This is a genomic window from Pseudomonas sp. BF-B-15, from assembly GCF_019946675.1.
Taxonomy (GTDB): Bacteria; Pseudomonadota; Gammaproteobacteria; order Pseudomonadales; family Pseudomonadaceae; genus Aquipseudomonas; species Aquipseudomonas migulae.
Genome location: NZ_JAGYFZ010000026.1, coordinates 33,303 through 52,413, shown reverse-complemented (window position 1 = coordinate 52,413; position 19,111 = coordinate 33,303). Strand labels below are relative to the sequence as shown.

The following is a 19,111-nucleotide window of genomic DNA, read 5'->3' as shown; positions in this document are numbered from 1 at the left end:
GAAAGACCATGACGAAGGGGCGGAATCATAGCAAACCTGTGCGGTTTTAGAGCATGTCGGGGAATTGCATGAATATCGCTCATGTTGGTCGGCGCGCTGTCCCGGTAGAATCGCTGCGTTTTTTCAAGGATCGGGAACAGGGACATGTCGTATCGCGTCGTCATCAGCAGCGTACTGCTGTTTTTAAGCTGGGGCGCCGTGGCGCAGGGCCTGGCGCCTTCCGCTGCCATTTCCTACACCCGCGACATCCAACCGATCTTCACCGAAAAGTGCGTGGCCTGCCATGCCTGCAATGACGCCGCTTGTCAGCTCAACCTGGGCAGCGGCGAAGGCGCGGCGCGCGGTGCGTCGAAAGTCCCGGTTTACGACGGCGACCGCAGCCAGGCGGCCGCGCCGACCCGGTTGTTTTATGACGCCTTCGGCAAGCACGCCTGGCAGCAAAAAGGCTTCTATCCGGTACTTGACGCCCAGGGCAGCCAGGCCGCGTTGATGGCGCGGATGCTGGAACTGGGTCACAAAACGCCTTTGACGCCTAACGCCAAATTGCCGGAAGACATCGTCCTGGGCCTCAATCGTGAAAACATGTGCGCGATGCCGGCCGAGTTCGACGGTTACGCGGGCGCTCATCCGAAGGAAGGCATGCCGCTGGCGGTCACCGGCCTGACCGATCAGCAGTACCAGACGCTGCAACGCTGGCTGGCCTCGGGTGCGCCGATCGATGAACAAGGCCTGGTGCCTTCGGCGAAAGAAGCCTTGCAGGTGGTGCAGTGGGAAAACCTGCTCAACTCGCCGGGCGCCCGGCAGAGTCTGGTGGGGCGCTGGTTGTTCGAGCACTGGTTCCTTGCCCACATTTACTTCAAGGACGGTGAGCCGGGACATTTCTTCCAATGGGTGCGTTCGCGCACGCCGACCGGCCAGCCGATTGACCTGATCAACACCCGCCGCCCGAATGACGATCCGGGCACGCAGGTGTATTACCGCTTGTGGCCGGTGCAGGGCGTGATCGTGCAGAAGACCCACATCACCTATCCGCTGAGCGCGGCGAAGATGGCACGGGTCAAAAGCCTGTTCTACAACGGCAACTGGCAGGCCAATGCCTTGCCGGGCTACGGCCCGGAACGCCGGGCCAATCCGTTTGCCACGTTCGAGGCGATTCCGGCGCAGGCGCGCTATCAGTTCATGCTCGATAACGCCGAATACTTCGTGCGCACGTTTATCCGCGGGCCGGTGTGCCGTGGGCAGATCGCCACGGATGTGATTCGCGATAACTTCTGGGCGCTGTTCCAGGCGCCGGAACATGATCTCTACATCATCGACCCGATCTACCGCGGCCAGGCCACGCCGTTGCTGGCCATGCCGGGGCAGAACGACGATGTCGGCAGCGTGCTGAGCCTGTGGCATGACTACCGTGACAAACGTAACGAGTATGAAGTGCTGCGCCGCGACAACTACGCCGACGCGCCCGCGCCGAGCTGGTCGACTTTATGGGCTGGCAACGACAACGCGCTGCTGACCATCTTCCGGCATTTCGACAGCGCCTCGGTGAACAAGGGACTGATCGGCGATGTGCCGCAAACGATGTGGCTGTTCGATTTCCCGTTGCTGGAGCGCACGTATTATCAGTTGGCGGTCAACTTCGACGTGTACGGCAACGTTTCCCATCAGGCGCAGACGCGCCTGTATTTCGACCTGATCCGTAATGGCGCCGAGCAGAACTTCCTGCGCCTGATGCCCGCCGATTCACGCGACGACTATCTCGACGACTGGTACCAGAGCAGCGGCAAATTCAAGATGTGGCTGGATTACGAGGCCATCGACAACGACAAGCCGACGGCACTGAACCTCGACGAAAAAGACCCGAAACGCGACTTTTCCAAGCAACTGCTGGCCCGTTACGGCGAGCTCAATGCCAAGCCCGATCCGATCAATCGCTGCGACGGGGCCTATTGCTCTCGGCCGAACATCGACCCGGATTTGCAGAGCGCCGAGCAGGCCTTGAGTCGCCTGGCCTCACGGCCTGCCGCCGGGCTGAAGGTTATTGATCAACTGCCGGAAGCGACGATGCTGCGTATCGAAGCCGCGAGCGGCAAACGCGAGGTTTACAGCCTGTTGCGCAATCGCGCGCACAGCAACGTCGCATTCCTGCTTGGTGAGTCGCTGCGTTATCAGCCGGGGCTCGACACGCTGACCATTTTTCCGGGAGTGCTCAGCAGCTATCCGAACTTCATGTTCAACATTCCCGCCGATCAAGTGCCAGCCTTTGTCGAGGCGATGGAAAACGCCAAGGATGCCAATCGCTTCGAGAAAATCGTCGAACGCTGGGGGATTCGCCGCAGTCATCCGCAATTCTGGTTCTACTTCCATGACCTGAGCCGGTACGTCCACGAAACCGACCCGGTGGAAGAGGGCGTGCTGGACATGAACCGCTACGAGAATCTCTGAATCCCCCTATCTAACGTAGGAGCGAAGCTTGCTCGCGAAGGTGTGTCAGGCGACATGTATGTAGCTGATACACCTTCGCGAGCAAGCTTCGCTCCCACATTAGGCAGGGGGGGTATTGTCGTAATCTTTCCCGACAAAAATACTAGGACTTTGTGCGGCGCGATGATTGGCGTAAACTGCGCCCAAGCCTGCGAGGAGTTTCCATGACCGCTATTACCATTACCGACGCCGCCCACGATTACCTGGCTGATCTGCTCTCCAAGCAGAACACCCCGGGCATCGGCATCCGCGTCTTCATCACCCAGCCTGGCACCCAGTACGCCGAAACCTGCATTGCTTATTGCAAGCCGGGCGAAGAAAAACCCGAAGACACTGCGCTGGGGCTGAAAAGCTTCACTGCTTACATCGACTCGTTCAGCGAAGCTTTCCTGGACGATGCGGTTGTCGACTACGCCACCGACCGCATGGGCGGCCAGCTGACCATCAAGGCGCCTAACGCCAAAGTCCCGATGGTCAACGCCGACAGCCCGATCAACGAGCGCATCAACTACTACCTGCAAACCGAGATCAACCCGGGGCTCGCGAGCCACGGCGGTCAGGTCAGCCTGATCGATGTGGTCGATGATGGCATCGCCGTGTTGAAGTTCGGCGGCGGTTGCCAGGGCTGCGGCCAGGCAGACGTCACCCTGCGTGAAGGCATCGAGCGCACCTTGCTCGAGCGCATTCCCGAGCTCAAGGGTGTTCGTGACGTGACTGACCACACGCAGAAAGAAAACGCCTACTACTAAGGTGTTCGCTGCGACATGAAAAACGGCGCCCCGTGAGCGCCGTTTTTTTATGGGTGAAATTCATTGGCCCCATCGCGAGCAGGCTCGCTCCCACAGGGGATCGTGACCAGCCCCAAATACTGTGTCCACCACAGATCTAATGTGGGAGTGAGCCTGCTCGCGATGGGGCCCTATGGCCGATACAAATGCGCATGCCCGGCGCGATACAGCGACGACTCACTAAAGTGATCACTGCCCAACACCCGACCCACCAGAATCAACGCCGTGCGCCGAAACCCCTTCGCCTCAACCTTTCCGGCAATATCCGCAATCGTCCCCACCACCCAATCCTGATCCGGCCAGGTCGCCCGGTGAATCACCGCAATCGGGCAGTCCGCGCCGTAATGCGGCAGCAATTCAACCAGGATTTTCTCCAGGTGATTCACCCCCAAATGAATGGCCATGGTCGCCCCATGCTGCGCCAGGCTGCCCAGCTCTTCACCGGCCGGCATCGCGGTCTTGTCGGCGTAGCGAGTCAGGATCACGCTCTGTGACACGTCCGGCAACGTCAGCTCCGCACCCAACAGCGCCGCACACGCCGCCGTCGCGGTAACACCGGGAATGATTTCAAACGCAATATCGAGTTCGCGCAGGTAACGAATCTGCTCGCCAATCGCGCCATACAGGCTCGGATCGCCGGAATGCACCCGCGCCACATCCTGGCCGTTGGCATGGGCGGTTTTGATCAGCTCGATGATCTGTTCCAGGTGCAGTTCGGCGCTGTTGACCACCTGTTCGGCGTTGTGGCCTTCCAGCACGGCGGCGGGCACCAGTGAGCCGGCGTAGATGATTACCGGGCAGCTGCGAATCAGCCGCTGCCCTTTGACGGTGATCAGTTCCGGGTCGCCGGGACCTGCGCCAATGAAATAGACGGTCATCGTCGTTTCCTGTCAAAAAAGGGGGCTGGGCAAGGCTTCAGATGAAGATTGCTCATGATCGAAGGCGAGGATTATCGGGGATTTTGCGCCGCGCAGGCCAATGCCAGGGTCGCCTGGGCATATTTTTGTCGGGAAATCAGCAGTTTTGCCGGCGCCTGGGCCAGTTGTTCGGCAAGGGCGAGGGCGGCGCTTTCTGCTACGCCGTAGCAGCCGGTGCGCTCAAAAGCGATTTCCGAACGGTGGCTGAGTTGCGGTTGATAACCGGCCAATTCTTCACTGCTGAAGTACGTCAGCGGCAATTCGAGTTGCGCGGCAAGCTCGATCAGGCCCGGTTCGTCGCGCTTCAGGTCGATGCTGGCCAACGCCGTGATCTGCTGAAGTCCGATTTGATGCGCCTGTAATGCCTGATCGAGTAACGCCCGAAGCGTGCTGACGGGGCAGCCGCGCTGGCAGCCCAGGCCGACCACTAACGTCGGCGCTGTGCTGGTGTCGCTCATGCGTGGTATTGACCATCGCTTTTGCGGCGGAACAACCAGGCGCTGATCAGGCCCAGGGCCAGCCAGAATCCAAGGTTGGTCAGCTGCGAAGCGATTTTGAATTGCGTTTCCAGGGCTTGCGGCGCGAGCATCGAGTGCACTTCCGGTTGTGGTGCACCGATCACGTGAGGGACGGCGAGAATCGCCACGCCCAGGATCTTCATCAGCCAGTGGCGGCTGAAAGCGATCAGCGCGATGCCGACGGCGGTGGACGCTGCAGTGCCGATCCACCAGATTTGCCGTTGTGCCAGGTCAGCTGCTGCCGTGCCCGGCAGTTCCGGCGGCAGGCCGAGGGTCGGCGCCAGTACAAACGTTGCGTAACCGGCCAGGCCCCAGAGCAAGCCCTGCGAGGTTTTGGTCGGCGAGCGCAGCGTGTAGAGGCCCGCGAGCATCAGGGCGAAACCGACAGCCACTACCAGGTTGCCGCCAGTTGTCGACAGCACGCGCTGCCAGCCATCTTCCGGCTCCCAGGCTTCTGCATCGTGGGTGTGAGCGGCGGCACCGGCGGCGTGTTCATGAACTTCAACAGCGGCCGGCTCGGATTTTTCGTAAGTCTCGGCCTGCAGAATCAGCGGAGCGACCCAGAAGCTTTGCAGCAGGGTCAGCAACAGGGCGGCCAGCAGCCCTGTGAAACCTGCGGTTTGCGCAATACGCTTGATCATGTCGACAGGTCTCAATGGCACGGGAAGGCGGAGCTGTGACGGGTATCGTGCGCAGCGTTGTGCACCGCTTCGATGTGCGAGAAACCGGCGAAATACACCAGGCACGCGCCAAGGATCGACGCGCAGACTGCGGCGGTCAGGCGTTGAGCCAGGGTGGTCGTGGTGGTGCTGGTGGATGTGTGGCCGGTGCTGCTGATGATCGACATGGCGCTTCCCTCTGGTCTGTCAGCGGGTGAATAGAGCGCATGGAAGACCCCTGCGAATCGGGCTCGCAGAGATTCAAACAGCGCCCGCCCACCGCGGGTTTGTTATTCAGTGAACGTAAATCGTCACTTTGTGTTGCGGGCCGGTCTCCGGGCTCACGAGGGGCTTTGGCGTCAGCCGAAACCTGCAAGCGTCACCTTCCCATGCCGAACTGCTGGCACAGTGGATCTGACGCTTCGCTCGCTTACCGTTGCGGGGGCAGCACCGGACTGACATGGCTTTGAGTAAAGCACATGAATCACCGGTTTCCCGTTTCACCCTGTGAAGGGCACCCGTAACAAGGTGTGTAGGAGAGCATGGGCGGGGGTTGGGCGTCAATTGGCAAGGGTTCTCAACTCGGAACCGAGGTGGATTCTTCGCGGGCAAGCCTTGCTCCTACGGGGCGGCGGTGTTCTTGGTAGGAGCGAGGCTTGCCCGCGAAGGGGCCCGTGCGGCTACCACAAGACATTGACCCGCCCCCACACCATGCGTAGCCTTGCGCATTCGAGGTTCTTCGGCGTTTGCCGGAGCTAAGAAGGGAACGCGGTCGATGCCGCGGCTGCCCCCGCAACTGTGAACGGTGATGTTCGCTGCCACGCCACTGCAAACCTGTCCAACGGGTTCGCGGGAAGGCGCAGCCAACGCCAGTCTCGCGACAGGCACACCGTCAGCCAGGAGACCTGCCTCGACACGAATTCTCACTACAACCGGGCGGGGTGATCCGGTGGCGAACTCTTCCGCGCGCCTGTCGCTGCGGTCGTCGTCCCGCATGCCCGCCACCTTGCCAAAGGGCATCCGATGAAAACACTGGCCAAACTCCCCGTCACCATCGTTACCGGCTTCCTCGGCTCGGGCAAAACCACCTTGCTGCGGCACATGCTCGATAACGCGCAGGGCCGCCGCATCGCGGTGATCGTCAACGAGTTCGGCGAGCTGGGCATCGACGGCGAAATTCTCAAGCAGTGCTCCATCGGTTGCACCGAAGAAGAAGCCAACGGCCGCGTCTACGAACTGGCCAACGGCTGCCTGTGCTGCACCGTCCAGGAAGAGTTCTTCCCGGTAATGCGCGAACTGGTGGCCCGTCGCGGCGACCTCGATCACATCCTGATCGAAACGTCGGGCCTGGCCCTGCCAAAACCTTTGGTCCAGGCCTTCCAGTGGCCGGAAATCCGCAGCGCCTGCACCGTTGATGCGGTGATCACCGTGGTCGACAGCCCGGCCGTGGCGGCCGGCACGTTCGCCGCGTTCCCGGACCAAGTGGATGCCCAGCGCAAACTCGACCCGAACCTGGACCACGAGTCGCCGCTGCACGAGCTGTTCGCCGACCAACTGGCCAGCGCCGACCTGGTGATTCTCAACAAGGCCGACCTGATCAGCGCCGAAGACCTGGCCCGCGTACGCCTGGAAGTCGCCGAAGAACTGCCGCCCGCCGTCAAAGTCATCGAAGCCAGCAGCGGTCGCCTGCCACTGGACGTGCTGATCGGTCTCGGCGCCGGTTCCGAAGAACACATCGACAGCCGTCATAGCCACCACGATCATCACCACGACGGCGATGACCATGACGACCACGATCACGACGCGTTCGACTCCATTTCCATCGAACTGCCACAAGCCGACGAAAGCCTGCTGATGGACGCGCTGACGCAATTGGTGGTCAAGCACGGCATCCTGCGGGTCAAGGGTTTCGCGGCGATCCCGAACAAGCCGATGCGCCTGTTGATCCAGGGCGTGGGCACGCGTTTCGACAAGCATTTCGACCGTCAGTGGGGCGCCGACGAAGCGCGCACCACGCGTCTGGTGCTGATCGGCCAGGCGCTCAACGCCGCGCAACTCGAAGCGCAACTGCGCGCCGCGCTCAGCGTTTAACCCATGCACCTGCTCAGGACCCAGCCCGGCGGTTTCGTCTCGGATGACAACATTGCCGACCTTGGACAAACCCCTGCCGAGCTGGTGATCCTGTGCAGCGGCGATTCCAGCCTCGCGCTGCTCGCCGAAGCCGCGCAACAGTTGCCGGACGATTACCCGAGCGTGCGTCTGGCCAACCCGATGCAGGTGCAGAACCACGCCTCGGTCGATTTGTATGTCGACGAAGTGCTGCGCCACGCCAAGGTGATTCTGATCTCGCTGCACGGCGGCATTGCGTATTGGCGTTACGGCGTCGAGCGGTTGGTCGAGCTCTCCCAGCGCGGCGTGCAGCTGATTCTGGTGCCCGGCGATGATCGCCCGGACCCGGAACTCAGCGACCTGAGCACGGTGGTTGCCGAAGACCGCGACCGGCTTTGGCATTACTTGCGTCAGGGCGGCATGGCCAACGCGCTCGATCTGTTTCGCTGCCTCGCCACTCGTTGGCTGGAGCGCGACTACGCGTGGGCCGAACCGCAAACCCTGCCGCGCACAGCGATTTACCACCCACAAAAAAGTCCCGCCGCACTGCAGGATTGGCTAGCCGACTGGCAGGCCGGTCAACCGGTGGCGGCGGTGCTGTTTTACCGCTCGCATTTGCAGGCGGCGAACACCGCGTTCATTGATGTTTTCTGCCAGCGTTTGCAAGCGGCTGGGTTGAATCCCTTGCCGATTGCCGTGGCCAGTCTCAAAGAGCCCGGCTGCCTGACGGTAGTCGAGGACTGGCTGGATGAAGTCGAAGCCTCGGTGATCCTCAACACCACCGGCTTCGCCCAATCCAGCCCCGAAGCGCCGCACTTGCGACCGTTTCGACGCAACATCCCGGTGATCCAGGCCATCTGCGCCCAGGACAACGAACCCGGTTGGCGTGCCAGCGAGCAAGGCCTCGGTCCGCGGGATCTGGCGATGCACATCGCGCTGCCGGAGCTGGACGGGCGGATCATCAGTCGCCCGATCAGCTTCAAGGACCTGGCGTGGCGCAGCGAGCGCAGTCAGTCCGACGTGGTGTGCTATCGACCACAACCGGAACGCATGGATTTTGTCGCCGAACTGGCGCGGCGCTGGATCGATCTGGCGCGGGTGCCGAACAGCGAAAAACGCATTGCCCTGATCCTCGCCAACTACCCGACCCGCGACGGGCGCATCGGCAACGGCGTGGGCCTCGACACACCGGCCGCTGCACTGAATATTCTGCGTGCGCTGCATCAAGAAGGTTACCCGCTGCCGGCCGAACTGCCGGGCAGCGGCACCGAACTGATCCAGCAATTGCTCGGCGGCGTCAGCAACGATCTCGACACCATCGATCAGCGCCCGTGCCAGCAAAGCCTCGCGCTGGATGATTACAACCTGATGTTCAACGCCTTGCCCGAGGCTAATCGCCAGGCAGTGCTGGAACGTTGGGGCACCGCGCAAAACGATCCGATGTTCCGTGACGGGCGAATGATGATCGCCGGCCTGCGTTTCGGCCTGACCTTCGTCGGCATTCAACCGGCGCGCGGTTATCAGGTGGACCCGAGCGCGGTCTATCACGACCCGGACCTGGTGCCGCCTCACGGTTATCTGGCGTTCTATTTCTGGTTGCGCAACACCTACGGCGCCCACGGCGTGATCCACGTCGGCAAGCACGGCAACCTCGAATGGCTGCCGGGCAAAGGTGTCGGACTGTCCGAGCATTGCTGGCCGGACGCATTGCTCGGGCCGCTGCCGAACATCTATCCGTTCATCGTCAACGATCCGGGCGAGGGCGCCCAGGCCAAGCGCCGCACGCAAGCGGTGATCATCGATCACCTGATGCCGCCGCTGACCCGCGCCGAAACCTACGGCCCGCTGCGCAACCTCGAACTGCTCGCCGACGAGTATTACGAAGCGCAATTGCTTGACCCGCGCCGCGCCCGTGAATTGCAGCGCGACATTCTGCAATTGGTACGCGACACGCACATCGACCGTGAGTTGCAACTGGACGAGAAGCTCGACAGCGACGCCGATGCAGCGATCTGGCTGCCGCGTCTGGACACGTATTTGTGCGATCTGAAGGAGTCGCAGATCCGCGATGGGCTGCACATCTTTGGTGAATCGCCGACCGGGCGTCTGCGCATCGACACGTTGTTGGCTTTGTTGCGGATTCCACGGGGCGATGGCCGTGGGGCGCAGTCGAGTTTGCTGCGGGCGTTGGCCAAGGCGTTTGGGTTGGGCTTTGATCCGCTGGATTGCGCGTTGGCTGAGCCTTGGGTTGGGCCGCGACCGATTGAGCTGCAATCGCTCGACGATGAAGTCTGGCGCACGGCAGGTGATACCCGCGAACGCCTCGAACTGTTCGCCGCTCAACTGATCTCGCAAGCGCTCGATACCTGTAGGAGCGAGCCTGCTCGCGAAAGCGGAGTGTCAGTCGACATTGATTTGCCTGTCACACCGCATTCGCGAGCAGGCTCGCTCCCACAGGGGCCGGGGTGGTCTGATGTGAGCGCCATCCTCGACAACCTGCGCGAAGTGGTCGCGCCAAGGCTCGACGCCTGCGGCCCGGCGGAAATGCGCGGCTTGCTCGACGCCCTCAGCGGTCGTTTCGTCCCTGCCGGCCCCAGCGGCGCGCCGAGTCGCGGGCGGCTGGACGTGCTGCCGACCGGACGCAATTTCTATTCGGTGGACGTGCGCAACCTGCCGACCACCACCGCGTGGCGCATCGGTTTCCAATCGGCGAACCTGATTCTCGAGCGGCACTTGCAGGACCACGGCGATCACCTGCGTCAACTCGGCCTGTCGGTCTGGGGCACCGCGACCATGCGCACCGGCGGCGACGACATCGCGCAAGCCATGGCGCTGATGGGTGTGCGCCCGGTCTGGGCGACGGGCAGTCAGCGGGTCGATGACTTCGAAATTCTGCCGCTGAGCCTGCTCGACCGCCCACGCGTGGACGTGACCTTGCGCGTGTCCGGATTCTTCCGTGATGCCTTTGCCAATCTGATCCGCCTGTTCGATGCGGCGGTGCAGGCAGTCGCTGCGCTGGATGAACCGGACGATCTCAATCCATTGGCGGCCAAGGTCCGCGCCGAACGTGAGGCGTTGCTGCAATCGGGCCTTGATGAAGAAGCGGCCAAACGGCAGGCCGGTTGGCGCATCTTCGGCGCCAAACCCGGTGCTTACGGTGCTGGCGTGCAAGGGGCAATCGATGGTCGTTTGTGGCAGAGCCGCGAAGACCTGGCCGAGGTTTACCTGAATTGGGGCGGCTACGCTTACGGCGGTGCCGACGAAGGCACGGCGGCCCGCGAGCAGTTCGCCCAGCGCCTGAGCCAGGTTCAGGCCGTGCTGCAAAATCAGGACAACCGCGAGCATGATTTGCTCGACTCCAACGACTATTACCAGTTCCAGGGCGGTATGCTCGCGGCCGTGGAAAGCCTCAGCGGTGCAGCGGCGGCCAGTTACCATGGTGACCACAGCCAGCCGGACTTGCCGAAAATCCGTACGCTGAAGGAAGAACTGAACCGGGTGATCCGCTCGCGGGCGGCCAATCCGAAGTGGATCGACGGCGTGAAGCGCCACGGCTACAAAGGTGCGTTTGAACTGGCGGCGACGGTCGATAACCTGTTCGCGTTCGACGCGACGACGCAGTTGATCGACGATCACCAATACGCGTTGCTGGCCGATGCGTATTTGCTGGACCCTGCAACCCGGGATTTTGTGCGCGAGCACAATCCCCATGCGTTGCGCGACATGACCGAGCGCATGCTGGAAGCACAGCAGCGCGGGATGTGGCAAGAGCCCGGCGCCTATAAAGAAGCACTGGAAAACCTGCTGCTGGACATAGAAGAAGACACCTGACACACCGTAGATCCCCTGTAGGAGTGAGACCGGCTTGCCGGCGATAGCGTTGGGTCAGTCAATATTGATTTGCCTGACACACCGCTATCGCCGGCAAGCCGGTCTCGCTCCCACAGTTAGAAGCATTTCACCGACCATGACCGAGATTTGATAATGACCGACACCCCGCATTTCCCGCTCTCCGCCGTGGTCGGCGCCGACGATCTCAAACTCGCTTTGTACCTCACCGCCATCGACCCGAAAATCGGCGGCGTGCTGATCGAAGGTCCACGCGGCATGGCCAAATCCACCCTGGCCCGAGGCCTCGCGGACCTGCTCGCCAGCGGTCAGTTCGTCACCTTGCCGCTGGGTGCCACTGAAGAACGCCTGGTCGGCACCCTCGACCTTGATGCCGCCCTGAGCGAAGGTCGTGCGCAGTTTTCTCCCGGCGTACTGGCTAAGGCTGACGGTGGCGTGCTCTACGTCGATGAAGTCAATCTGCTGCCCGATCACCTGGTGGACTTGCTGCTCGACGTCGCTGCCAGCGGCACCAACCTGATTGAGCGTGACGGCATTTCCCATCGGCATTCGGCAAAGTTCGTGTTGATCGGCACCATGAATCCGGAAGAGGGCGAGTTGCGTCCGCAACTGCTCGACCGCTTTGGCCTGAACGTCGCCCTCAGCGGTCATACCGCACCCGCCCAGCGTGGGCAGATTATCCGTCGGCGGCTGGATTTCGACAGCGATCCGCAACGCTTCTGCGCCGAGTGGGAAAGCCAGCAGCAGTCTTTGCGTGAGCGTTGCCAGACAGCGCGCAGCACACTGGCGAGCATCCCCCTGGACGATGAGGCGCTGGCGCAGATTACCGAGCGCTGTTTTGCCGCTGGTGTCGATGGCCTGCGCGCCGATCTGGTCTGGCTGCGTGCCGCCCGTGCCCATGCGGCGTGGCGGGGGGCGAGCGCCATTGCCGAGGAAGATATCGACGCCGTTGCCGAGTTCGCCTTGCGCCATCGTCGTCGCGAACAGTCGCCACCGGCGCCGCAACAGGCCCGGCAACCCGCCCCGCAACAATCCAGCCCGAGCGAAGGCCAGGGCCAATGGGGCGAAATGCCCGCGCAGGCGCTGCCGGTCGGCGCTCGACGTGAAGTGCCGAGCTGGCCAAAAAAGCCCTAGGCATTCGCCCTCGAACTGACGCGGGGGCGAATGCCAGGCCCCGCGCCGGACGGCTGGACCACGGCAAGCAGGGTAAGCGTCATGCCGCCCGCAGCGGTTCGATCAATTGGCCCGGCACCTTGCTCAACGGCCGCCCGCGCCAACGCCAGGATGTGCTGTTTCAATTGCGCACCCGTTCGCCCCATGAACTGTGGCTGGTGATCGTCGACGCCTCGGCCTCGACGCGCCGCCACCAGGCCTTGAGCGATGCCAAGGGGCTGTTGGCGCAGTTGTTCGACGACGCTTACCGCCAGCGTGTGCACCTGGCGTTGCTGACGGCCAGCGGCCATGCGCCGAAGTGGCAAGTGCAGGGGTTGAAAGCTTCCAGCGGGTTGCGCCACTGGCTCGATGGCCTTGGCGCGGGCGGCGGTACGCCGTTGCTGGCGGCATTGGGCGAAGCGGGGCGATGGCTCGCGGTCCGGCAAAAACGCTTCCCGGCGGAGCAGCAACGGTTGTTGCTGGTGACCGATGGGCGGTTGAAGGAGTGGTCGGGGTTACCGGCGCTGGCGTGTCCGGGGCTGCTGATCGACATCGAGCGTGGGCCGATTCGGTTGGGGCGGGCGCGGCAGTTGGCAGAGGAGTTGCAAACGGATTATCGGCATATCGATGAGATGGTTTCAGGCTGAGTTTGCAGTGTCTGTGCTGGCCTCTTCGCGGGCAAGCCTCGCTCCTACAGGGACAATGCGTAACCTGTAGGAGCGAGGCTTGCCCGCGAAGGCATCACCGGATAATCCGGTTAATCTGCAGCGCTGCCCTATGCTATCCAGGCAAGCCATTCACAGGAGTGAAGCATGCGTGTTCTAGCCACAAACAGTCAGGACGATTTCCGCGTCAAAGCCTACGCCGGCACCAACGGCGTGCTGCTGGCCATGGACCTGGCCGAATCCCGCCGCAAAGGCCTGCTGGGTTTCGCCATCGAAAAACAGCAAGGCAGCAAACCCTGGTTGTTCCTGTTCAATAGCCTGACGTTCCCCGGCAAGGCTCATACGTTCCCGCAGTTTCACGCCACCCCGAGCGACCTCGCGCCGTTGCAGAAATTTCGCTGGGCCGATTACGCGGTCAATCCGGGGATGACGATCCATTACCGAATCCACCTCGCCTATGGCAGCGCAGATGCACCGCAGCTGGGCGAATTTCTCGAAGTGACCGTCACGTCCGACAACGGCCTGCCGCACAATCAGAGTGTGATTTTCAACCGCGCGGTGGCCGCCAGCCAGGCATTCCAGCGCAAGTTTCCCGACCTCGACGCGTTGATCAGCGCCAACAAGAACCTGCCCATCGAGGCCTGGCCCGATGCGCCGCGCCAGTGGCTGGAAAACGGTTTGCTCGGGCGCCTGCTGGGGTTTATCGAACGGGCGGTGGATGGTCAGTGGGCGCTGGACATTGCCATTTACGAGTACGAGTTGCAGGTGATCGTCGATGCCGTCAACGCGGCGTTCGAACGGGGTGTGAAGGTTCGCGTGCTGTATCACGCACAACCCGACGATGACGACACCGTCATCAACCAGGCCAGCCTGGAAAAAATACCGGCGGCGAACAAGCGCGGGCGTGTCACCCATAACATCTTCCACAACAAATTCATGGTGCTGAGCCAGGTCGATGCCGCCGGGCAGCTTCAGCCTGAAGCGGTGCTGTGCGGCAGCACCAACTTCACGCCCAATGGCGTTTATCGACAGGCCAACGTGGTGCATGTGCTGGACGACGCGCGCATCAGCGCCAGCTATCTGCAGACCTTCGAGCAAGTCTGGGCGACACCGGACGACGTCGGCGCCACCCGGCAATGGATCACGCAACACAACCCGATAGACCCGCAGCAGCCGTTGTTCGCCGGGTTCTCACCGCGTTCGGGGCAGGGTGATTTGCGGGCGTTTGTCGAGATCATCAACGCCGCGAAAAAGGACGTGCTGTTTGTCACTGCGTTCGCCTTGCCCGATGACATTCTCAACGCGCTGCTTGGCCAGCCCCACGACGACATTTTGCGTTACGGCCTGCAAAACACCGCTAGCCGCATCACCGGTTTTCACGCTGATCGCAGCGCCGAATTTGCCGCGACTGCGCTGCTCAACACCGGGCTGGAAGGCTGGCTTCGAGAGAACATGAAGGGCCAGAAGGGCAATTTGCTGGTGCACACCAAAGCCGTGGTCACCGACTTCACCAGCGACGCGCCGACGATCATCAGCGGCAGCCACAACCTCAGCGCTGCGGCCAGCAACGGCAACGACGAGAACTACCTGATCGTGCGCGGTGATACCGATCTGGCTGATCGTTATGGTTTGGAGTTGCTGCGGTTTTACGAGCATTACCGCTTTCGCTACTTCGCGAAGAAACTTGCGCTCAAACAGGTGCAGCCGTTGAAGGTGGATGACAGCTGGACTGATGATTATTACCTGGCGGGGGATTTGCGGCAGCTGTCCAGATTGCGATTCTCCGGACGGTAAATCAGTGTATCCAATGGCCCCATCGCGAGCAGGCTCGCTCCCACATGGGATTTGTGTACGCCACCGACCAAATGTGGGAGCGAGACCGGCTTGCCGGCGATGGGGGCGACACGGTCTCCCCGCGTCAGTGGAACTTTGAACTTCCCCCCGATTACTTCCCCATCGCCTGTCGGTACTGCCGCGTACGCCGCCCAATGTACAAACGGTCAAGGATCAGCGCCCAGACTGCCGACACCTCCGGCCGGGGCTTGCGGCCACGGCTCAGGCGCTGGAGCTGGAATTTCACCACAGCCATGCTCGCCAGCGAGGCCAACGGTTTGCGTTTCCACTGGATCGGCGGCAGTTGCGGATGGCTGTTCCGGCCTTCGCGCCAGTGTTTGACCAACTGCGGTTCGAGGGCCAACGCGGTGCCGATACCGGCCATGGCGATGCCGCTGTCCAGCACTTGTTCGACGATCGCCAAACGCCGAATCCCGCCGGTCACCATCACCGGCATACGCGCCACGCTCGCCAGTTCGCCGGCCATTTCCAGAAAATACGCTTCCCGCGCCAGGGTCCGGCCATCGCGTGCCTCGCCCTGCATGGCTGGCGCTTCGTAGCTGCCGCCCGACAACTCAAGCAAATCGATCGGTTGCTCGTTGAGCCACTGGATCACTTGGCGGGCATCGTCGGCGTCGAAGCCACCGCGCTGGAAGTCGGCCGAGTTGAGTTTTACCGAGACGCAAAACTTCGGTGATACGGCCTGGCGAACGGCGCTGATCACGTCGAGCAACAAGCGTGCGCGATTCTCCAGGGATCCGCCCCAGCGGTCGGTGCGGCGATTGGTCAATGGCGACAGGAACTGGCTGATCAGGTAACCGTGTGCCGCATGAATCTGCACGCCGGTGAAACCGGCCTTTTCGGCGAGGGCAGCGCTGGTGGCGAAGCGCGTGATTACCTCGGCGATATCGCCCTCGGACATCGGTTTGGGTTCGGCAAACATCTTGGAAAATGAACCGAGATCCAGCGCCACCGCCGAGGGCGCCCACGCTTGCTGGCCGAGGTTGGCCATGGTCTGGCGCCCCGGATGATTGAGCTGCATCCAGAATTGCGCGCCACCAGAGCGGCCAATCGTTGCCCATTGGCGAAAGCGTTCCATGTCGCGATCATCTTCCAGCACCACGCCACCGGGGCCGGTCATGGCGCGGCGGTCGATCATCACATTGCCCGTCAGCAACAACCCGGCTTCGCCCCCGGCCCAGGCCTGGTACAAGCGAAACAGTGCATCGGACGGCGCCTGCCCGGTGTCGGCAAGGTTCTCTTCCATCGCCGCTTTGGCAATGCGATTGCCGATTGTCTGGCCGTTGGGCAAATTCAACGCTTGGAAGGGCGACATGCTTGACTCCTCATCAGTGAAGATCAGAGGCTAAGCTTAAAGCTAACTTTAATGTCAAGCAGGAAAACGAGACCGGGATGAAAATTGGTGAATCGGCTCTGGCGCCGTTCAAGCCTTCGCGCTGATGGCGGCAGCCGATGGGGCGGGAATCGGATTGCGCATCAGCGTGCCCACCACCAACGCCCCCAGCAATGCGAGTAATCCGGCGACCAACAACAAGAGACTGAAGCCGCCGACGAACGCCTGTCGGGCCAACGGTTCGACCCCGTTGCGCGCGGCTTCCGGCAACAAGCCCAGCGCTGCCGGCATGTCACCGGCCACCACCCGTGATGCGATGCCTTGGGTCTGGGCGAGCCATTGCGCGCCTTGTGCCGACAAATCTGCGCGCAACAACTGTTCGGCATGGCTGGATAGCAACGCGCCGTACACGCCGATGGCCAGCACGATCGCACTGAAACGCATGGTGGTGCTCATGCCCGAGGCCATCCCGGTGCGTTCCCTGGGCACGCAGGCCATGATGTTTTTCTGCGTGTCGCCATTGAGCAGCCCGGCCCCCGCGCCGGTGACGGCAATCGCCAGGGCAAAAGGCAGGTAACCGCCGCTGCTGACCGCCCAGGCACTGAGCAGATTGCCGCTGCCGACCAGGGTCAAACCGGTCGCCATCAACGTGGCCGGGGCAAATCGACTGGCCAGGCGCACGCCGATACGCGGGCAAATCAACATGGTCAGGGCAAACGGCAACATGCCCAACCCTGAGGCGATGGCCGAGAAACCCAGGCCGTTTTGCAGATAAAACGGCAGCAACGTCATCATCACTTGCGCGCAACCGGCGTAGGCAAACATGCCCAGCAGCGCGCCAATGAAGCGCGGATGTTTGAACAATTGCAGGTCGACCATCGGCCGCCGCTGCATCCGCTCGATCACGACGAACAACCCCAGTAACAGCGCGCCGCCGATCAGTCGGGCGTAAGTGATCGGGTTGTTCCAGCCGATCCGGTTGGCCTCGATCAGACCCCAGATCAGGCACAACAAACTGCCACTGAACGCCAGGCTGCCCCACGGATCGAGGCGTGCGGATTGAGGGTCGCGGGATTCCGGCACCGCACGCCAGACCATGACCATCAGGAACAGACCCACCGGCAAATTGAGGTAGAAGATCCAGCGCCAGCCAATGAATTCAGTGATCAAGCCGCCGACGGTCGGCGCGGCGGTCATCGCCACACCCATGCACGCGCCCCAGAACGCCCAGGCCTTGGCCCGTTCCACTTCATCGTGAAACGTATGGCCGATAGAGGCCAGGGCCGAGGTCAGCAGCAACGCCGCGCCGACCCCCTTGATCGCCCGTGCGATGTCGAGGAACAACGCGTTGGGCGCAGCGCCGCAACCGATGGACGCCAGAATGAAAATGCCCAGGCCACAGAGCAGGGTTTTCTGCCGGCCGAAGCGGTCGGCGATGCTGCCCGCCGGCAGCAACAGGGCGGCGAAGGCGAGCATGTAGGCGCTGACCACCCATTCGATGTCGGCAAAATTGGCGCCCAGGTCCCGGGCGATCGTCGGCAGGGTGACGGCGACGATGTTGGTATCGAGGACGATCAACGAACACACGCCAGAGGCGGTCAGCAATGTGAGGCGCGGATTGACGCGGCTCATGAGCGGATTGCCTTTTGCACAAGGCTGCTTTCTGTAACGGCGAAAAGGGGTTTGACGTACATGCTGTGGGCTCTCTACTGTGATTGCCGAATGAGCTTATCGCGACCGCTTGTGCGCTTCGTTAGCCGAAAACCGACACTTCATTACCTTTGAGCTAATGCGTCCATGGACATACGGCATTTCCGCTACTTTCTGGCCGTTGCCCGGCAAGGCAACTTCACGCGTGCTGCCGAACAACTCGGTATCGCACCGCCGACCCTGACTCGACAGATCCAGGACATGGAGAACGAGCTCGGCACGCGACTGTTCGTGCGCCAGACCCGCGAAGTCAGCCTGACCGAAGCCGGTGCCGCACTGCTGATCGAAGCCGAGGCGACGGTGCGGCAATTCGAGTATGCCCAACGCAACGCCCAGCGCGCCGGGCGAGGGGATATCGGTCATATCGAGTTGGGTTACGTGGCCTCTGCGGTGTACTCGGGCCTGCTGCAAAAGCAGGTGCAAGCGTTCAGCCGCGAATGCCCGGACGTCAGCCTCAACGTGCGCGAAAGCCCGATGGCGAGCTTGCCGGCGATGGTCCTCGAAGGCCGGTTCGATATCGGTTATGTGCGTTCACCCATGACGTTGCCCGAAGGGCTGGAAGCCATTCGCCTCGACGCGGAAGGTTTTGTGCTGGCGCTGTCGAGCGAGTCGTGGCTGTGCCGTTTGACCGAGATCGGCCCGGAGCATTTGCAGGGCGAGACGTTCATCCTGCCGGAGCAGATCAGCGGCACCTTGCAAGTCGCCGCCGAGGGTGGGTTTGCGCCGAAACTCGGGGCGCAACCCGGCGGGCTGGTGGCGGTGCTGGCGCTGGTGTCGCTGGGGCAGGGCGTGGCGGTGGTGCCGGAGTCGGTGGTCGGGCACGTCGGGTTGCCCGGCGTGGTTTACCGGTCGATCAAAGGGTGTGAGGCGAGCTCGTGGTTGTCGTTGGTTTATCGGCGGTTTGAGAAGTCAGCGGCGGTGGTGCGGTACATCGAACGGGTGAAAAACCGTTAAAAGATCGCAGCCTTCTACAGATTTTGTAATGATTTCTGGCTGTAGGAAAAGTCGCTTTCACCTGTACGCTCCAAGGCCTTTTTCCTTTCAGGACTTGCATGAACACCCTCTCGGAGCCCCCC

14 protein-coding genes and 2 riboswitches are annotated in these 19,111 nt (G+C 62.2%); of the genes, 8 read left to right on the top strand and 6 right to left on the bottom strand.

What is annotated here, in order from left to right; genetic code table 11:
• Positions 1-144 precede the first annotated feature (144 nt).
• Entirely contained in the window at positions 145-2,442 is a 2,298-nt protein-coding gene (locus KGA97_RS11200; protein ID WP_223480784.1) for a fatty acid cis/trans isomerase, read from the top strand.
• 203 nt (positions 2,443-2,645) lie between these two features.
• Entirely contained in the window at positions 2,646-3,230 is a 585-nt protein-coding gene (gene nfuA / locus KGA97_RS11195) for a Fe-S biogenesis protein NfuA (RefSeq protein WP_008035804.1), read from the top strand.
• A 170-nt stretch (positions 3,231-3,400) separates the two neighbouring features.
• Here nfuA and cobM read toward each other — a convergent pair whose 3' ends face one another.
• The 4 genes from cobM to KGA97_RS11175 form a co-directional block, all read right to left on the bottom strand.
• On the bottom strand, positions 3,401-4,147 hold the full coding sequence (gene cobM, locus KGA97_RS11190; RefSeq protein ID WP_008035806.1) for a precorrin-4 C(11)-methyltransferase: 747 nt from the start codon (positions 4,145-4,147) through the stop codon (positions 3,401-3,403).
• A gap of 71 nt (positions 4,148-4,218) precedes the next feature.
• Positions 4,219-4,644: a cobalamin biosynthesis protein gene (locus KGA97_RS11185; RefSeq protein WP_192227416.1), complete on the bottom strand. Its 426-nt coding sequence runs from the start codon at positions 4,642-4,644 to the stop codon at positions 4,219-4,221.
• Positions 4,641-5,345 (bottom strand): CbtA family protein, encoded by a 705-nt coding sequence (locus KGA97_RS11180; RefSeq protein WP_008040067.1) that lies wholly within the window; start codon positions 5,343-5,345, stop codon positions 4,641-4,643. Before KGA97_RS11180 ends, KGA97_RS11185 begins: the two co-directional genes overlap by 4 nt.
• 11 nt (positions 5,346-5,356) lie before the next feature.
• Positions 5,357-5,551: a CbtB domain-containing protein gene (locus KGA97_RS11175; protein WP_008040066.1), complete on the bottom strand. Its 195-nt coding sequence runs from the start codon at positions 5,549-5,551 to the stop codon at positions 5,357-5,359.
• Between the two features lie 120 nt (positions 5,552-5,671).
• Positions 5,672-5,900, bottom strand: a riboswitch (cobalamin riboswitch).
• A gap of 178 nt (positions 5,901-6,078) precedes the next feature.
• A riboswitch (cobalamin riboswitch) is annotated at positions 6,079-6,291 on the top strand.
• A 95-nt stretch (positions 6,292-6,386) separates the two neighbouring features.
• Here KGA97_RS11175 and cobW point away from each other — a divergent pair.
• From cobW to KGA97_RS11150, 5 genes are all read left to right on the top strand, one after another.
• A complete protein-coding gene (cobW, locus tag KGA97_RS11170) occupies positions 6,387-7,454 on the top strand; it encodes a cobalamin biosynthesis protein CobW (protein ID WP_317848237.1) in 1,068 nt (355 codons plus the stop codon).
• A 3-nt stretch (positions 7,455-7,457) separates the two neighbouring features.
• On the top strand, positions 7,458-11,303 hold the full coding sequence (gene cobN / locus KGA97_RS11165) for a cobaltochelatase subunit CobN (protein WP_223480783.1): 3,846 nt from the start codon (positions 7,458-7,460) through the stop codon (positions 11,301-11,303).
• A 153-nt stretch (positions 11,304-11,456) separates the two neighbouring features.
• Positions 11,457-12,455, top strand: a complete 999-nt coding sequence (locus KGA97_RS11160) for an ATP-binding protein (protein ID WP_008040060.1) — start codon at positions 11,457-11,459, stop codon at positions 12,453-12,455.
• A 53-nt stretch (positions 12,456-12,508) separates the two neighbouring features.
• The gene (locus KGA97_RS11155) at positions 12,509-13,120 is read left to right on the top strand and encodes a vWA domain-containing protein (RefSeq protein WP_317848238.1); all 612 of its coding nucleotides are present in this window, start codon (positions 12,509-12,511) and stop codon (positions 13,118-13,120) included.
• 165 nt (positions 13,121-13,285) lie between these two features.
• Positions 13,286-14,932, top strand: coding sequence for a phospholipase D-like domain-containing protein (locus KGA97_RS11150; protein ID WP_223480782.1), 1,647 nt, complete (start codon positions 13,286-13,288; stop codon positions 14,930-14,932).
• Between the two features lie 151 nt (positions 14,933-15,083).
• On the opposite strand, the gene KGA97_RS11145 is transcribed toward KGA97_RS11150, so the two are convergent.
• Together KGA97_RS11145 and KGA97_RS11140 are read right to left on the bottom strand one after the other, a co-directional pair.
• The gene (locus KGA97_RS11145; RefSeq protein ID WP_223480781.1) at positions 15,084-16,307 is read right to left on the bottom strand and encodes an NADH:flavin oxidoreductase/NADH oxidase family protein; all 1,224 of its coding nucleotides are present in this window, start codon (positions 16,305-16,307) and stop codon (positions 15,084-15,086) included.
• Positions 16,308-16,415: 108 nt separating this feature from the next.
• Positions 16,416-17,957: an MFS transporter gene (locus tag KGA97_RS11140; protein WP_223480780.1), complete on the bottom strand. Its 1,542-nt coding sequence runs from the start codon at positions 17,955-17,957 to the stop codon at positions 16,416-16,418.
• A 165-nt stretch (positions 17,958-18,122) separates the two neighbouring features.
• On the opposite strand from KGA97_RS11140, the gene KGA97_RS11135 reads away from it, so the two are divergent.
• The gene (locus KGA97_RS11135; RefSeq protein WP_008040050.1) at positions 18,123-18,989 is read left to right on the top strand and encodes a LysR family transcriptional regulator; all 867 of its coding nucleotides are present in this window, start codon (positions 18,123-18,125) and stop codon (positions 18,987-18,989) included.
• The last annotated feature ends 122 nt before the right edge of the window (positions 18,990-19,111 follow it).

Bases quoted from the DNA above. Each gene is read 5' to 3' on its own strand.
- KGA97_RS11175 (WP_008040066.1), bottom strand. From the start codon at position 5,551: ATGTCGATCATCAGCAGCACCGGCCACACATCCACCAGCACCACCACG.
- KGA97_RS11135 (WP_008040050.1), top strand. From the start codon at position 18,123: ATGGACATACGGCATTTCCGCTACTTTCTGGCCGTTGCCCGGCAAGGC.
- cobM (WP_008035806.1), bottom strand. From the start codon at position 4,147: ATGACCGTCTATTTCATTGGCGCAGGTCCCGGCGACCCGGAACTGATC.
- cobW (WP_317848237.1), top strand. From the start codon at position 6,387: ATGAAAACACTGGCCAAACTCCCCGTCACCATCGTTACCGGCTTCCTC.
- KGA97_RS11200 (WP_223480784.1), top strand. From the start codon at position 145: ATGTCGTATCGCGTCGTCATCAGCAGCGTACTGCTGTTTTTAAGCTGG.
- KGA97_RS11150 (WP_223480782.1), top strand. From the start codon at position 13,286: ATGCGTGTTCTAGCCACAAACAGTCAGGACGATTTCCGCGTCAAAGCC.
- nfuA (WP_008035804.1), top strand. From the start codon at position 2,646: ATGACCGCTATTACCATTACCGACGCCGCCCACGATTACCTGGCTGAT.
- KGA97_RS11185 (WP_192227416.1), bottom strand. From the start codon at position 4,644: ATGAGCGACACCAGCACAGCGCCGACGTTAGTGGTCGGCCTGGGCTGC.
- KGA97_RS11140 (WP_223480780.1), bottom strand. From the start codon at position 17,957: ATGAGCCGCGTCAATCCGCGCCTCACATTGCTGACCGCCTCTGGCGTG.
- cobN (WP_223480783.1), top strand. From the start codon at position 7,458: ATGCACCTGCTCAGGACCCAGCCCGGCGGTTTCGTCTCGGATGACAAC.
- KGA97_RS11160 (WP_008040060.1), top strand. From the start codon at position 11,457: ATGACCGACACCCCGCATTTCCCGCTCTCCGCCGTGGTCGGCGCCGAC.
- KGA97_RS11180 (WP_008040067.1), bottom strand. From the start codon at position 5,345: ATGATCAAGCGTATTGCGCAAACCGCAGGTTTCACAGGGCTGCTGGCC.
- KGA97_RS11145 (WP_223480781.1), bottom strand. From the start codon at position 16,307: ATGTCGCCCTTCCAAGCGTTGAATTTGCCCAACGGCCAGACAATCGGC.